Below are 14,153 nucleotides of genomic sequence, written 5' to 3' on the forward strand. Positions count from 1 at the left end.
TTTTCATTCTAGTACGGGGTCGGAAATTGAAAGCGCGTAGCGCAACATGCTCGCTCAGGCACGACGCAGAAGGTACGTTGCCGTGCAGACCTCAGGCCGCTTTCCGCCCTTAACGCCCATCGCTTGTCCCGCTCACTGGCTAAAGCCGCTTTGCCTTGGGTTGGTGCAGACGTCTGCTGACGTTGGTACGGAAGGTGTTGCGCAGATCTTTGTTGATCAGGTCGAGGTCGAACCATTCCGAGTCGAAATGCCCACCTGCCCAGCGAAGATGCGCCTTGTGGTCGTCATGGTCGGGGTCGCGGATGGTTTCGAGAAAGTCGGCATAAGACCAGGGGCCACCGACATCCTCCGGAGGTCGAGCGCGGGCACCTTCGATGCATTCGGCATGACGGGGCAGGGGATCGAGGGAGAGCCATTCCTCGATCCGGATCACATGGGTCCAGTCATCGCCAAAGTCATAGAGATAGCTGAAGGCGAGATCCTGCCCCGTGAAGTCCGCCAGACTGACCTCGGAGTAGTTGAAGACCTTCACTCCGCCGAAACCGTCCTCCAACGGGCCGGGATCGCCATAGCGCAAGCCGCCGATCCGGAACTCATGCAGGTGGCTGTCGGTCCAACTGAACGCCGCCTGCAGCACCAGATGAAGCTTGTCGAGCGTCCAGTCTGCCGGCACGACAAGACGCCGCCAAATGGGCGGGTCTATGTCGGCCAGCGACACATGCAGACGGACGGCGTTCACCGGCTGGTACATGGCGGATGCTTCCTGATCAGATTGCGAAGTCCTCAAGCGATTTGCCGGAGGCCAGCGCGTCTGCGATCCATCCCGGTTTGCGGCCGCGGCCCGACCAGGTGATCTCGGAGTTTTCCGGATGACGGTATTTGGGTTCCGATGCTGCGCGTTTACGGATGGGCGCAGCTTCAACCAGTTCGTTGAGACTGAAACCGAGTTCGCGCGCCAGTTCGTCGACCTTGGCGCGGGCTTCGGCTTTACGACGTTCCTCGAAACTGGTGATGGCCTTTGCGACGTTCTTTTCCAGATGCTTCAACTCCGCGAGGGAAAGGGTGCTCAGGTCGATATCAGCCATATTATCCTCATTTATGCCCGAGCAGTTTGACCTCGGGAGTTTTGAAAGGTGCTCGCCGGTCCCTGGCCGTTCAGAGCCGTGATTGCCAGACAGATAAACGCACATAGTGGGGGGAATACAACCAGCCTGAGGTTGAATCTGCGCCCAGGCAGGGGATTGGGCCATGCGGTGTCCTTTAGAAAACGCGAAGCCGGGGAAAACCTTCCCCCTGATCGGCACTGGTGTTGCCTATGCACCTCCTTCAGTGGGGAGAACCACGCGACGCCCTCCTGAGAGTTAGAGTGCGGACGGGTTTTCCGTGACGGGTTGAGGGCTGGAGAAGAGGTCTCCGGCGCCCGTCGCGGAGAACATCTCGATGGCCAGACAGGATCGCGTCGGCGGTGGCGCGCGCAGCAATCTTTACGACGATATCACTGGCAAGATCATCGCCGAACTGGAGGAGGGGCGTTTGCCGTGGGTTCAGCCCTGGGGCACGGCGGCGGCAAAGGCATCGCTTGCCATGCCGAGGAACGCAGCGACTTCGAGGCAATATTCCGGGATCAACGTCCTGATCCTCTGGGGCGCAGTGGTCCAGCATGGCTTCCCGACCCAGCATTGGCTCACCTTCCGCCAGGCGCTGTCGCTCGGTGGAAATGTGAGGAAGGGCGAACGCGGCACCACCGTTGTCTATGCCGATCGTTTCACGCCCGAAGATGAAAAGCGCCGGGCCCGTGAGACCGGTGATGAGCCGGGGCGCATCCCGTTCCTCAAGCGCTTCACTGTGTTCAATGCTGCGCAGTGCGAGGGCCTTCCTGAGGAGATCGCCGTTGAGGCCCCGCCACCGCCGCCTGGCCTGATCGAGCCGCAGGTCGAGGCGCTGATCCGGGCCACCGGCATCGACTTCCGCATCGGTGGGGATCGCGCCTATTACGTGCCCGCCCATGACTATGTGCAGGTGCCGCCTCCGCAGGCCTATTTCGAGCCGATCAACTGGCACCGTACTGCCCTGCACGAGATGGGGCATGCGACAGGTCACGCCTCGCGGCTCGGACGGGATTTTTCGGGCGGCTTCGGTACGAAGAAATACGCGTTCGAGGAACTGGTGGCCGAGATGAGCGCCGCCTTCTGCTGTGCCTCGCTGGGTATCGTGCCGACGGTGCGCCATGCCGATTATATCGGATCCTGGCTGGAAGTGCTGCGCGAAGACAATCGCGCCGTCGTCCGCGCGGCCTCACAGGCCAGCAAGGCGGCCGACTGGCTGCTGTCGTATCTGCCGGGCGCGGATGCTGGTGAACCGGATTCCGTAGTCACCGAGGGGAGGGTTGCGGCATGATCCTCCTGACCGGCACTCAGCGCGACCGTCTGCTGGCCAATGGGCGTGACCGCGATCAGGATCACATCCCGGTGGTGAAGTTCTTCAATCCCTTCGGCGCCGGGGTCTGGCTTGCCACTGAACTGGACGACGGTGGCGACATCATGTTCGGGTTGGCCGATCTCGGCTATCCCGAACTTGGGTCGTGGAGCCTTGAGGAACTGCGCTCCGTCCGGCTGCCCTTCGGCATGGGGATCGAGCGTGATCTGCTCTTCACGGGGGATTTTCCGATCTCCGTCTGGGCGGAGGCCGCGCGCGAAACCGGCAGCATTCGCGCCGCCGAACAGCGCCTCTATCGACTGGGAGCCAGCTTGCCTCACACTTCCTCCTATAATGAGAGCCGGATCCCCTGATCTGCGGCTTTCAGGCTTTCCGGCTCGCGTCGCACTCTCTGGAAGAGGGCGGCGCATCTCCCATGACGCGGTGAAAGCCCGGCATGTTGCCCGCTGCCCGTCTGGACGCAGAAAATGACACGCAATCAGATCAGCTTCAGCGCCGATGCGCAGTTCTCGGCGCAGGAACAGGCCATCATCTCCGAGGCGCGACAGATCCTGCTCCGCAATCTGAACCAGAATCCGGTCCTGACCTCCTGGCAGGCGGTGCTCGATTATTGCGCGCTCAGCGTTAGGGGTGACGTTGAGCGTCTGCATGCGCTCTATCTCGACCGCAAGAACCGCCTGATCTGCGATGAGCAACTGGCGGTCGGGACTGTAGATCATGTCCCGGTCTATCCGCGCGAGGTGTTGAAGCGCGCCCTTCTGCTTGGGGCGAGCGCCCTGATCCTGGTCCACAATCACCCGGCCGGCGATCCTGAACCCTCGGAGGCCGATCTGAAAATGACGCTGGAAATCCAGAAAGCCTGCGCTGCCCTGGGCATCGTCTTGCATGACCACATCATTACCGGAGCAGGTCGTGAAACCAGTCTCCGGGCAAGAGGCGATATCTGATCTGGGACAGGTCCGGAAATGCGCAGCGATTAGACGGGGAAAAGGGGATGACTTATACCAAGGATGGAGGCCTCGGATGCGTCCTATGGGTTCCTGTTCAACAAATGATAACCTTGGATCGAATGATGAAGAAACTGCTTCTGGCTGGTGCCTGCGCCTTTGGAATCTCCACTGCGGCCTTCGCCGCGCTGCCGCCCCATGCAGACAGTGCCTGGCAGATGACCACCATCTTCGAGAGCGAAGAAGTGATCGGGGCAATTGAGGGCTCGTTCATCGTCTCGATGGAATATCAAGGCGCGGACGAGGCCGGCGTCCTTCAATGGCGCCTGCGCACTGATTCCTGTGTTTTTGTGATCGGCTTGAAGGCATTGCCGATGTCGGAGAGCGAGGGTGGTGTTCCGATGGTTGGCCGGGTGGACTACGAGATTGCCGGTATCAGGCGTGTGGACGAACTTTGCGCAACCCTGGATGCGCTCCGGAACTGACCAGCGTATTGCACTCTCCGCCGGGCGTGAGCACGTCGAAATCAGGCCGCGCTTACGCAGGTTGGACATGACTGCGATACCATGGGTGCGGTGCAGGCGCTTGTACAAGAATTGAGGATGATGGCGATGGCAGTGCCGACATCAAAGGAAGAGTTGCTTGCAGCGATTTCGCTGACATTTGATCGGCTTTATGCGGATCTCGCGCGGGTCCCGGTGGCCCGCGCGCGGGAAGCCTCGCTGGAGGGTCATGCGGCGGGCACGATGATGAGCCCGGCCGATCTGGTGGCCTACCTGATCGGCTGGAACGAACTGGTCTTGAAATGGTTGGATCGCGACGACAGAGGCGAGCAAGTCGACTTTCCCGAGACCGGGTTCAAATGGAATGAACTCGGGCAGCTGGCGCGGAAATTTTACGACGACCATCAATCCCTGGACTGGAACGACCTGCTGGCCCGCCTCTTAGAGGCAAAGGGGCGACTGGTTGAGACCATTGCAGCACGGTCAGACAATGAACTTTACGGACAGCCTTGGTATGGCAAATGGACCAAGGGCCGCATGAGCCAGTTCAATACTTCTTCGCCCTATGCGAATGCACGGGGATGAACCGCTCCGGGTTTGCCGGAGGCTCCAACTCTTGAGTAGGATGGAGCATCATGAGCAAGACAACGAACAAATATTCCCCTGAAGTGCGCGAGCGAGCGGTTCGTATGGTTTTGGACAACGCCGGTCAGCATGAGAGCCGCTGGCAAGCGATCGTATCGATCTCGGCGAAGATAGGCTGTTCGACGAACACGCTGAATGACTGGGTCAAAAAGGCAGAGATTGATCGTGGCGACCGTGCTGGGGTCAGTACCGAGATGGCCGAGAAGATGAAGGCGCTGGAGCGCGAGAACCGCGAACTCAAGCAGGCGAATGAGATCCTGCGGAAGGCGTCGGCGTATTTTGCGATGGCGGAGCTCGACCGCCGACCGAAGTCATGATCGCCTTTATCGACGATTATCGTGGAGAGCTCGGGGTCGAGCCGATCTGCAAGCACCTGCCGATTGCCCCGTCCACATACTACGATCATCTGGCCAAACGGGCCGACCCTGATCTGCGCTCGGATCGGTTCAAGCGCGACGACGAGCTTCGCCCCGAGATCGAGCGCGTGTTCGATGAGAATTACAAGGTCTATGGCGTGCGCAAAGTCTGGCGCCAGATGCGGCGGGAAGGATTTGATGTGGCCCGATGCACGATAGCCCGGTTGATGAAGGATTTGGGCCTGCAGGGCGTCATCCGGGGCAAGCCGCATAAAACGACGATCCCTGACAAGAAGCAGCCGTGCCCGATGGACAAGGTAAACCGGCAATTCCGGGTGCCGGCACCGAACATGCTCTGGGTCAGCGATTTCACCTATGTCGCCACCTGGCAAGGGTTCGTTTATGTGGCATTCGTGATCGACACGTTCGCGCGCCGGATCGTTGGGTGGCGCGTCAGCCGCACGGCTCACACAGGCTTCGTTCTCGACGCTTTGGAACAGGCTGTTCATCAGCGGCAGCCTGGTGTGGGACTGATCCATCACTCAGACCGCGGATCGCAATACCTGGCGATAAAATACACCGAACGCTTGGCCGAGGCAGGAATCGAACCCTCGGTCGGCAGCGTCGGTGACAGCTATGACAACGCTTTGGCCGAGACAATCAATGGTCTCTTCAAGGCGGAGGTCATCCACCGCCGTGGCCCGTGGCGCAGTCTGGACGCCGTGGAATACGCCACTCTGGAATGGGTCGACTGGTTCAACAATCGCCGCCTCCTCGAGCCCATCGGGAACATCCCACCAGCGGAAGCAGAGGCAAACTTCTACGCAGCTCTGGTAACTAAGACCATAGCCGCATAACTTAAACCAAACAGCCTCCGGCAAACCCGGAGCGGTTCAGGACGCATCCGGAAGTGGCTCAAGGAACAGGGCTGAGGAGGTTGCCTCCAGACCCGCATGAACACTGCTTTCATACAGGTCGAAGGCAGCCCGCTCGACGGGGCCTCAGGTCTTCAGCGCATCCTTCACGGCCTTTGCCGGGATGAAGGCCAGCTTCTTCGAGGCCGCGATGGTAACGGTTGCGCCGGTAGCGGGATTGCGGCCTTCGCGTTCGGCGGTCTCTTTCACCTTGAACTTGCCGAAGCCCGGGATTGAGGTTTCCTCGCCGGCGATGGCCGCGTCTGTCACGGCTTTGAAGACAGCCTCGACGGCGGCTTTCGCCTGAGCCTTCGTCAGGCCGTTCTCTTCGGCGATCTTGCCGGCAATGTCATTGATTGTGGTCATCTGGGCTTGCTCCTGTTGGATTGTGACGACCATTGCAGCTTTGGCCGCGAACCGGAACCGTCAAATTCCGGGGGCCGATGGCACCTCACACAGATTCTTGCGGTTGGATTTCGGGATCGGGTGCGACCTCCTCTATCGGAACGGCCGCATAATCTCTCATCAGGTCCATGGTCTGCTGACAGGCTTCGTCACGTGCTTGCAGCGGCGCGGCGACCAGTCCCCGAAGTGCATCGAAACTCTCGATCTGCGCCCTCTGACTGGTAGCCAGAAGCCTGATCGTGCCCATTGGCTGGTGGCTTTGCATAAACATTTCCAGCCAGGCACCGAGATAGTCGGTCCCAGCACCAATCGGGGAGCCATCGGCTTCCAACCTGTAGACAAGAACGGCGTCTGTGATTGTCTCGCCGCCGGTGGATTCAAAAGGACCAAGCTCCCGGCGCTCCAACATCCACTGCAGAGTGATCGCCGGGAATGCGTGAAGCACCCCGGGAATATCCTCGGGACCTGGCACCGGCACAGGCAGCAGGGCTGTATCGAGGCACCGCCATTGGCTGGTGGTCTCGGAATAGAATGCAAGCAGATAGCGCATTGTCAGCATGCCCATATGTTCTTGTTGTCGCTGGCATCGTCGCCCGACCAGCAAGTAGGGGCGGCGTGATCTGCTCGCAAGGATCTGCGATTGAGGCTGGGCGACATGTCGCCCATGGGCGGTCGCCGCTGCTGACGATAGGCGACTACCGCCGCCGAAACAGGCGGCTCAGCCACCCACTCTCACTTGCCGCTTTGCGCCGCTTCAGCCCCGGTAAACCGGCGAGAACTGCACGACCAGCCTCTGTCAGCTGATAGCGCCTCGCGCTGACCACCTTGAAGAAGCCGCGGTCGGTCAGACGCTCAGCTATCTGCTCGATGCTCGGGTCGCCGTCCGCGTCAATCAGGGACAGAACCCCATCGGGTTGATCTTCGGCGCGGCGCAGAAGATCGACCCATGATGAGGGAAGGTCATCGGACACCGGAGTGCTCCCAGAGCAGGCGCACTCCGGAAACCCGACCGGTTCGCAGGATCGTCACGTCTGTCGTACCTCAGCGGACCACCAGGACCGGCACCGGGCTGTGGGCCAGAACTTCGGCGGTCTGGCTGCCGAGCAGCAAACGGCCGAGACCTCGCCGACCATGCGAAGACATGCAGATCAGGCTGCAATCGCGGGTCTTTGCGGTCTCGACAATCGCTTCTGCCGGAAACCCGTTCGGGACATGCAGAACCTCGGCCGATACGCCGATCTTGTCGGCGGCCTCTTTCGCGGCCTTCAGGATGCCATCGGCCAGTTCCTTCTGGCTTTCCTCATAACCGCCGCCCATGTCGACGGGCGCGACCCATGCACCGCCGGCAGCTGCGGCATAGACCGGAAACGGCTCGGTCACGGTGACGATGGTGACCTTTGCGCCAAGCGCCTTCGCGAGCGTCAGACCATGGTCGAGGCCCTTGGTGGCGGTTTCCGATCCATCGGTGGAGATCAGGATGTGATGATACATGACCATTCCTTATCAATTGACGGCAGATCTGGCGTAGGGCGGGATCGTCTTCTTGTCGCACAGCCGTGGCCGGGGGCCAAGGAAATCTCGACATATCAATGCGGCAGGAGGAATCTGTACCTCCACTTTCAGGCCCGCGCGTCATCGCCGGGCAGGAGAGGGAGAGAGGGGAGGGGCTTTCCATGACGGGTTGGTAGCCGGAGAGAGAGTCCTTCCGGCGCCCGTCCTGGAGTATCTGACATGGCCACTGCCGTTCAGAAGATCACGCTGTCGTCCTCGCGCGACATCCCCTTCAACAAGCTGGTGTTGAGCCAGTCCAACGTCCGGCGCGTCAAGGCCGGGGTCTCGGTCGACGAGTTGGCAGAATCCATTGCGCGGCGCGGTCTGATCCAGTCCCTGCATGTCCGCCCTGTTCTGGGCCAGGACGGTGCCGAGACCGGCCTGTTCGAGGTGCCCGCCGGTGGTCGTCGCTTCCGGGCGCTGGAACTACTGGTGAAACAGAAGCGCCTCGCTAAGACCGCACCGGTGCCCTGCATCGTGTCGGACGCTTCCGACGAGGTGCTGATCGACGAGGTGTCGCTCGCTGAGAATATCGAGCGTGCACCGCTGCACCCTGTCGACCAGTTCCGCGCGTTTCAGGCGATGCGCGAGAAGGGCATGACCGAAGAGGCAATCGCCGCCGCCTTCTTCGTCGATGCCAAGGTGGTGAAACAACGTCTGCGCCTCGTCTCGGTCGCACCGGCGCTGCTCGAGATCTATGCCGAGGATGGCATGACGCTGGAGCAGCTGATGGCCTTCACCATCTCCTCCGATCATGAGCGCCAGGTTCAGGTATGGGACGCGGTGAAGGACAGCTGGTCGAAGGAGCCCTACAATATCCGTCGCATGCTGACCGAGACGACCGTCCGAGCCTCGGACAAGCGGGTCAGCTTTGTCGGCATCGAGACCTATGAGGCCGCGGGTGGCTATGTGCTGCGCGATCTCTTCCAGCAGGATGATGGCGGCTGGCTGCAGGATCCCGTGCTGCTCGACCGTCTGGTGAACGAGAAGCTGAAGATGGAGGCGGAGACCATCGCCGCCGAGGGCTGGAAATGGATCGAGGTCGCGGTCAGCTTTCCCTACAGCCACACTTACGGCATGCGGCAGATCACCGGCACCACGGTCGATCTGACCGAGGAGGAGCGCGCGACCCGCGAGACGCTGCGGGACGAATTCGACCGGCTCGAGGCCGAACATGCCGAGGCCGAGGAATATCCCGACGAGGTCGATGCCCGTCTTGGCGAGATCGAGAAGATCCTTGGCGCTTTCGAGATGCGCCCGATGATCTATGAACCGGTGCAGATGGCGCGGGCCGGGGTCTTCGTCAGTGTCGATGTCGATGGCACACTGTTGATCGAACGCGGCTATGTCCGGGCCGAGGATGAAGCGCCACTGGAGCCGGAAGCCGAGATCGTTGATCCCGAGACAGGCGAGGTGCTGCACCGGGCGGAGCCCGATGTCAGCCACCAACGCGCGGTCATCACCCTGGGCGGTGCGGTTACGACCTCCCCTGAAGAAGAGGAAGACGAGGGAGAGACGATCAAGCCGCTGCCTGACCGGCTGGTTTCCGAACTGACGGCGCATCGGACGCTGGCGCTGCGGGACGCGGTGGCGGACAATCCGCGCATCGCCATGACGGCGCTCTTGCACCGGCTGGTCAGTGATTGCTTCATGCCGCATTCCGCCAAGGGCTGCCTCGAGGCTCAGATCCGCGACGTGCATATGCCCGCTCAGGCCGAGGATCTGCGTGACAGTGCCTCGGCACAGTCGATCCAGGACCGGCATGAACGCTGGGGCGATCATGTTCCGGCCGATGATGGCGCACTCTGGGACTGGATCACGGGGCTGGATGATGGATCGCGAATGGATCTGCTGGCCCATTGCGTCAGCTTCGGCGTCAACGCGCTTTACGAGAAGCCCAATCCTTATAGCGGTATGGGCGTCAGCCAGCACGGGTTGGACATCCGGCTGGCACAGGCCGACCGGCTGGCGCGGGTGACTGGTCTCGACATGGTCGCGGTGGGTTGGCGGCCGACGGCCGGCAACTATCTCGGCCGGGTAACCAAGCCCCGCATCCTCGAGGCCGTGCGTGAAGGCGCTGGCGAGCGGGCGGCAGAGCTGATCGGGCATCTCAAGAAGGGGGATATGGCAAAAGAAGCCGAACGCCTGCTGGCAGATACCGGCTGGCTGCCCGAACCGTTGCGCCTGGTGGATGACGGAACCGAGGGTGGTCTGGCAGCCGCTGACGACAGTGGTGCGGCGGATCTGCCTGATTTCCTCACTGCGGATGATGGTGAGGATGAGGCGGCAGAAGACGATGAGCCTCAGCAGGTCATCGCTGCCGAATGATCCCCTGCCGGGGTGGCTGCGGTCGCCCCGGTCAGATCGTTTCCACACCTTGCCCGGTCCTCGTGACCGGGCATTTTCTTTGGAGAGACGCCATGTCTGCCACCATCGACATTGACCAGATCTTCCTCGAAGATCGCGAAAACGCACCTTCGGAGCGAACGCTGCCCTGGGAAGAAACCCGCGACGGTATCACCGTCGTTGTCGAGCCGAAGCCGCATTGGGCCGAGGATATGCGGGTGTTTCGCCTCGATGTGCGCGAATACTGCCGCTATGCGGCCTGGAGCGCATATGGTGGTCGCGCCCGCTTTTATGGTCATATCGACACATCCGGCGATGATCTGATGATGAAGGCCCGCGCCATTATCGCCCGCGAGATCGTCGAGGGGCTCTGGGACTGAAGTCCGGCTGCTTTCCCAACCCGGTTGTGGGGAGTGGCGCTTTGGCACCGGACGGGATCCGCGCCAACGCACCATGTTCTTCGCCCTTCCCATGAGGGCAGGCGGCATGGGTGCCGTCCCCGGCCAGAAAGAACACTGCCGATATCACCATGGTTTCAAGGCTGGCGCGGCGGGGCGTCTGCGACGGGTCACCGGCTCCTGTCAGATACAAAGCACCACCCCCGCTTCCATTCGCTAACCTTGGTCTGATCCGTCTCTTAGAAATCAACCCGTAAAGGGTCGGCTTGACGCTTTGCGTGCCGCCCTCGGGGATTCGGGAAAAGCCCGAACGCCCGAGGGTGATTGCAGATCCGGTCAGACACTTCGGGCGCCTGTCGCGCGGGGGATGGTCCCTCGCCTCCAAAGACAGGAGCCGGAACCCATGTCCTACGCAGATGCCACCGCCTTCGCCGCCAGCCTCGCCACCACGCTGATGGTCTCGATCGTCGTGTTCCAGGCCGGGGACGGCACCCATGCCGCTTGCCCCGCCGCCGAATTCGACGGCGATGACGACATGGTACGCCTGGAGCTGGATCCCTGGGAGTAAGGCGCGAAAGCGCCTCACCCCTCGACGGCCCGGGCGCGGCGATCCCGCGACCGGGCCTTCAGTGCCTCGCGATGGTCGGCCATCGCGGGCTGCGGAACCGGGGATGTCCCCGGTCAGAGAGGCAGAGTGCGGGCTGTTCGGCCGTGACGGGTTGAAGGCCGGAGAGAGAGGCTCGCCGGCGCCCGTCACGGAGTGATCCCGATGACTTTTGCCCGTCCTGATACCTTCCGCCAGGTTGGCCAGATCGTAGCGACCACTGTGCTGCCCGCGCTTGTTTGTGCCCGGAAGCTACCGCTGCGCATCTCCTGCATTGGCATCGCCAGCGATGATGCTGGTGAGGATGCCGCCAGCTTTGACCGCCTGATCCCGCTCGGGGAACGTCGGTCACCAGAGGACGCCATGTGTTTTGCATCGTCGCGCGTAGCACGCGGAGACATCCGCATTGGGCCCGACCGAGTCCCTCACTTCCAGCCGCGCATCCTGTTGATCCAGGACCATGAGGGCGGCCTGGTTCTCGCCGGGGATATTCGCGCCGGGATCATCCTCTGGCAGCAGCCTGTCACCTCGGATGCAGAGGCTCGACAGGTCGTGGCCGAGGCCAGCAAGCTGCGCGGCATGGCCTTTCGTTCGGTGGACCCGGCTGCGGTCCGCAAGCTGCGTTTCCGCGCCGCCATTCTGGAGGCCCGGCTGGTCGATCCGATCTGGCGTGAGACAGCCGCCGACCTGACCCGCTTGCCACAAGCGGCCTGAACATCACCCGCTTAATCCTGTCCAGCCCGGCCACGCGCCGGGCCTTATCGTTTCAGGAGCCTGATATGGCCAACTACTTCACCCATTTTTCCTGCCTGCTGGATGTGGGCACGCCCGAGAATGCCGCCCATGCCCTTGATCTCTATAACGCGCTGTCCGCAGAGAATGCGGCGGATGATCCGCCCTCCGAAGGTTTCCTGCTCTCGATCCAGCCTGAGCATGGCGGCACGCAGCTCTGGATCCGTGATGACGAAACCGGCGATCCCGAGCATGTCATCCAGTTCGTCAAGCGCTGCGCCGCGGCCTTCGGTCTGACCGGCTTATGGGGTTTTCAGTACGCAACGACCTGTTCTCAGGCCCGGGTGAACGCATGTGGGGGCGGCGCGCATGTCCTTGATCTCGCGACTGGCGAGACCGTGGACTGGATCTACAGCGGTAGCTGGCTGGAGATCGTTCTGGCCGGAGGCGATCCCCATGAGTGAAGTCATCGAGGTCACCGTCTATCGGCTGGACGAACTCTCAGAGGCAGCGAAAGAGAAGGCACGAGCCTGGTATCGCGAGGGTGGGTTCGACTACGACTGGTATGATTCCGTCTATGAAGATTTCCAGCGCATTGCGGAGATCCTCGGCCTCGGCCTGAAGACCCGGCCTGTCAGGCTCATGGGCGGTGGTATCCGTCATGATCCCTGCATCTGGTTTCGAGGGTTCTGCGGCCAGGGGGATGGAGCCTGCTTCGAGGCGTTTCTGTCCCACCGGAAACGCGCCCCACAGCGGATCAGGGAATATGCGCCGAAAGACACCGAACTGCATCGCATCGCCGATGCCCTTCAGGCGATCCAGCGGCGCAATTTCTACCAGTTACAAGCTGATATCAGCCACCGGGGCCGTTATTATCATGAGTATTGCATGGCGATTTCTGTCACCCGCGACAGCCCGACCTGGCAGGACATGACCGGGGATGCCGAGGAGATCATTGTCGAGGCGATGCGCGATCTGGCGCGCTGGCTCTATCGGCAGTTGGAGCGCGAACACGACTATCTGTCGTCGGATGAGGTGGTGGACGAAACCATCGCCGCAAACGAATACACCTTCACCGAGGTCGGCCGCCGGTTCGGATAGAGTGAAACACGGCCTGCACCTGAGATCCCAACCGGGCGGTGGGGCCTATCCTGATGGTCATCGCCCTCTTCTCAGCCTTGCGTTCGATCTGTTGCGGGGCAGGATCGTCGGTGGCGGAACAACGACCTGAACATGACACCCGCTGTCCCGGTGCCGGTCAAGCTATTGTAATCATTTGATCCGCGTGAATAATGTCCGTCCGACTTTTGCGATGATGTGTGCTGAGCGTCGGTTGCGTGATGCTCATCAAAGGAAATCGACCATGATCCGTTCAGAGTTGATCAGGCTTATTGCCAGCGAGAACCCGCATTTGACGGCACAACAGTCCGAGCGGCTGGTTGGCTGTATCTTCGAGACGATCATTGATGCCATGGCGCATGGCAATCGGGTGGAACTGCGTGGCTTCGGGGTGTTTTCTGTCCGGAAGCGGGAAGCCCGGCTCGGGCGCAACCCGCGTAATGGGGTAACTGTTCCGGTTCGAAACAAGACTGTCCCGTTCTTCACGGCGGGCAAGCAGATCCGCGATCGCCTCAACGGTCGCTGAGCCACGATGCGTTCAGAGGGTTCGAACCGGGAAGCTCGCCCGCTTGGTCAGGTTGGCTCTTTTCTGAGGCTCTCATAGGGGCCGCCCGGCAAGGGGCGCAATACGTGTTCGGATCGTGCATAGCCCTTTGTCAGATCATCTCCCCGCTCAGTCAGCCTGATCACGATGACATCGGCATGCCTGGCAAGGATCAGCGCGCCATCGCGTTCCAGATTTTCCAGAAGCGCATGTAGTTTTTCGCGCTCGGCCCCCATTCCCCAGTCACGCAGCCAGTCGAGCAAGATCCTGTCATTGCAGACACCTCGCGCTTCACCGCTGAGCAGGGACAGAATGGCAAGCGCCTGATGGCGTGCCATGGTCAGGTGGAATGGGTCAGGGCTGTTCACCAGGTTTGAGGTGAGGTCATGGGGCTTCCTGGGACATGGTTGGCATAGATCCTCTGTTACCGTGCGCAGCATGACATTCGCTTTGGCCGGGGCCAATCGTATGTCGGGTCGCATCATTGTCGAAATCGTCGCGATCCTGAACAGAAGCGGGGCGTCTCCCGGCCTTGCCGGGACCGGGCTCGGGTCCTTGCGGACGGAAGCCTGCTCGCAGTCTTCCCCCATTCGGGCAAAGATCCCTGACGCAGGGGGCGGCTGCGGGTGACCTGGGGCAGAGAGCTGAAGCAA

20 protein-coding genes and 1 other annotated feature are annotated in these 14,153 nt (G+C 61.5%); of the genes, 13 read left to right on the top strand and 7 right to left on the bottom strand.

Annotated elements, in window-relative coordinates; all coding sequences use genetic code 11:
• Positions 1-139: 139 nt before the first annotated feature.
• Together P73_RS04795 and P73_RS04800 are read right to left on the bottom strand one after the other, a co-directional pair.
• The gene (locus P73_RS04795; RefSeq protein WP_043868693.1) at positions 140-751 is read right to left on the bottom strand and encodes a plasmid pRiA4b ORF-3 family protein; all 612 of its coding nucleotides are present in this window, start codon (positions 749-751) and stop codon (positions 140-142) included.
• Positions 752-767: 16 nt separating this feature from the next.
• Complete coding sequence (locus P73_RS04800; protein ID WP_043868694.1) at positions 768-1,085, bottom strand: H-NS histone family protein; 318 nt, start codon at positions 1,083-1,085, stop codon at positions 768-770.
• A 355-nt stretch (positions 1,086-1,440) separates the two neighbouring features.
• On the opposite strand from P73_RS04800, the gene P73_RS04805 reads away from it, so the two are divergent.
• The 6 genes from P73_RS04805 to P73_RS04835 all read left to right on the top strand — a co-directional run bounded on the left by P73_RS04805 (position 1,441) and on the right by P73_RS04835 (position 5,744).
• Positions 1,441-2,397, top strand: coding sequence for an ArdC family protein (locus P73_RS04805; protein ID WP_043868695.1), 957 nt, complete (start codon positions 1,441-1,443; stop codon positions 2,395-2,397).
• Positions 2,394-2,789 carry a DUF2958 domain-containing protein gene (locus tag P73_RS04810; RefSeq protein WP_043868696.1) on the top strand — a complete coding sequence of 132 codons (396 nt, stop codon included), beginning with the start codon at positions 2,394-2,396 and terminating at the stop codon, positions 2,787-2,789. Before P73_RS04805 ends, P73_RS04810 begins: the two co-directional genes overlap by 4 nt.
• Before the next feature lie 114 nt (positions 2,790-2,903).
• Positions 2,904-3,383, top strand: a complete 480-nt coding sequence (radC, locus tag P73_RS04815; protein ID WP_052453041.1) for a RadC family protein — start codon at positions 2,904-2,906, stop codon at positions 3,381-3,383.
• Between the two features lie 47 nt (positions 3,384-3,430).
• On the top strand, positions 3,431-3,868 hold the full coding sequence (locus P73_RS04820) for a hypothetical protein (protein ID WP_139267223.1): 438 nt from the start codon (positions 3,431-3,433) through the stop codon (positions 3,866-3,868).
• 126 nt (positions 3,869-3,994) lie between these two features.
• Positions 3,995-4,471 carry a ClbS/DfsB family four-helix bundle protein gene (locus P73_RS04825; protein WP_043871391.1) on the top strand — a complete coding sequence of 159 codons (477 nt, stop codon included), beginning with the start codon at positions 3,995-3,997 and terminating at the stop codon, positions 4,469-4,471.
• A 50-nt stretch (positions 4,472-4,521) separates the two neighbouring features.
• Positions 4,522-5,744, top strand: a protein-coding gene (locus tag P73_RS04835; protein WP_420836116.1) for an IS3 family transposase whose coding sequence is annotated in 2 segments (ribosomal slippage) — positions 4,522-4,810 and positions 4,810-5,744 — 1,224 coding nt in all. Because the reading frame shifts where the segments join, the coding sequence is not laid out codon by codon here.
• Positions 4,803-4,919, top strand: a sequence feature (AL1L pseudoknot). (Overlaps the previous gene by 117 nt.)
• Positions 5,745-5,888: 144 nt before the next feature.
• On the opposite strand, the gene P73_RS04840 is transcribed toward P73_RS04835, so the two are convergent.
• From P73_RS04840 to P73_RS04855, 4 genes are all read right to left on the bottom strand, one after another.
• Complete coding sequence (locus P73_RS04840; RefSeq protein ID WP_043868698.1) at positions 5,889-6,167, bottom strand: HU family DNA-binding protein; 279 nt, start codon at positions 6,165-6,167, stop codon at positions 5,889-5,891.
• A gap of 85 nt (positions 6,168-6,252) precedes the next feature.
• Positions 6,253-6,771, bottom strand: a complete 519-nt coding sequence (locus P73_RS04845; RefSeq protein ID WP_043868699.1) for a hypothetical protein — start codon at positions 6,769-6,771, stop codon at positions 6,253-6,255.
• Positions 6,772-6,901: 130 nt separating this feature from the next.
• A complete protein-coding gene (locus P73_RS04850) occupies positions 6,902-7,177 on the bottom strand; it encodes a hypothetical protein (protein ID WP_043868700.1) in 276 nt (91 codons plus the stop codon).
• Between the two features lie 70 nt (positions 7,178-7,247).
• Positions 7,248-7,697, bottom strand: coding sequence for a universal stress protein (locus tag P73_RS04855; protein WP_043868701.1), 450 nt, complete (start codon positions 7,695-7,697; stop codon positions 7,248-7,250).
• A 240-nt stretch (positions 7,698-7,937) separates the two neighbouring features.
• Here P73_RS04855 and P73_RS04860 point away from each other — a divergent pair, with 240 nt between their 5' ends.
• The 7 genes from P73_RS04860 to ihfB all read left to right on the top strand — a co-directional run bounded on the left by P73_RS04860 (position 7,938) and on the right by ihfB (position 13,482).
• On the top strand, positions 7,938-10,085 hold the full coding sequence (locus P73_RS04860; RefSeq protein ID WP_043868702.1) for a ParB/RepB/Spo0J family partition protein: 2,148 nt from the start codon (positions 7,938-7,940) through the stop codon (positions 10,083-10,085).
• A gap of 92 nt (positions 10,086-10,177) precedes the next feature.
• Positions 10,178-10,483 (top strand): hypothetical protein, encoded by a 306-nt coding sequence (locus tag P73_RS04865; RefSeq protein ID WP_043868703.1) that lies wholly within the window; start codon positions 10,178-10,180, stop codon positions 10,481-10,483.
• Positions 10,484-10,904: 421 nt separating this feature from the next.
• Positions 10,905-11,069 carry a hypothetical protein gene (locus P73_RS26160; protein ID WP_169747677.1) on the top strand — a complete coding sequence of 55 codons (165 nt, stop codon included), beginning with the start codon at positions 10,905-10,907 and terminating at the stop codon, positions 11,067-11,069.
• 201 nt (positions 11,070-11,270) lie between these two features.
• Positions 11,271-11,819, top strand: coding sequence for a hypothetical protein (locus P73_RS04870; protein WP_043868704.1), 549 nt, complete (start codon positions 11,271-11,273; stop codon positions 11,817-11,819).
• Between the two features lie 65 nt (positions 11,820-11,884).
• On the top strand, positions 11,885-12,301 hold the full coding sequence (locus P73_RS04875) for a hypothetical protein (protein WP_043868705.1): 417 nt from the start codon (positions 11,885-11,887) through the stop codon (positions 12,299-12,301).
• The gene (locus P73_RS04880; RefSeq protein WP_043868706.1) at positions 12,294-12,938 is read left to right on the top strand and encodes a hypothetical protein; all 645 of its coding nucleotides are present in this window, start codon (positions 12,294-12,296) and stop codon (positions 12,936-12,938) included. Before P73_RS04875 ends, P73_RS04880 begins: the two co-directional genes overlap by 8 nt.
• Positions 12,939-13,200: 262 nt before the next feature.
• The gene (ihfB, locus tag P73_RS04885; RefSeq protein ID WP_043868707.1) at positions 13,201-13,482 is read left to right on the top strand and encodes an integration host factor subunit beta; all 282 of its coding nucleotides are present in this window, start codon (positions 13,201-13,203) and stop codon (positions 13,480-13,482) included.
• 47 nt (positions 13,483-13,529) lie between these two features.
• On the opposite strand, the gene P73_RS04890 is transcribed toward ihfB, so the two are convergent.
• Positions 13,530-13,940 (bottom strand): hypothetical protein, encoded by a 411-nt coding sequence (locus P73_RS04890; RefSeq protein WP_144401204.1) that lies wholly within the window; start codon positions 13,938-13,940, stop codon positions 13,530-13,532.
• Between the last annotated feature and the right edge of the window lie 213 nt (positions 13,941-14,153).

The organism is Celeribacter indicus (assembly GCF_000819565.1).
In the GTDB taxonomy this organism is placed as follows: Bacteria; Pseudomonadota; Alphaproteobacteria; order Rhodobacterales; family Rhodobacteraceae; genus Celeribacter; species Celeribacter indicus.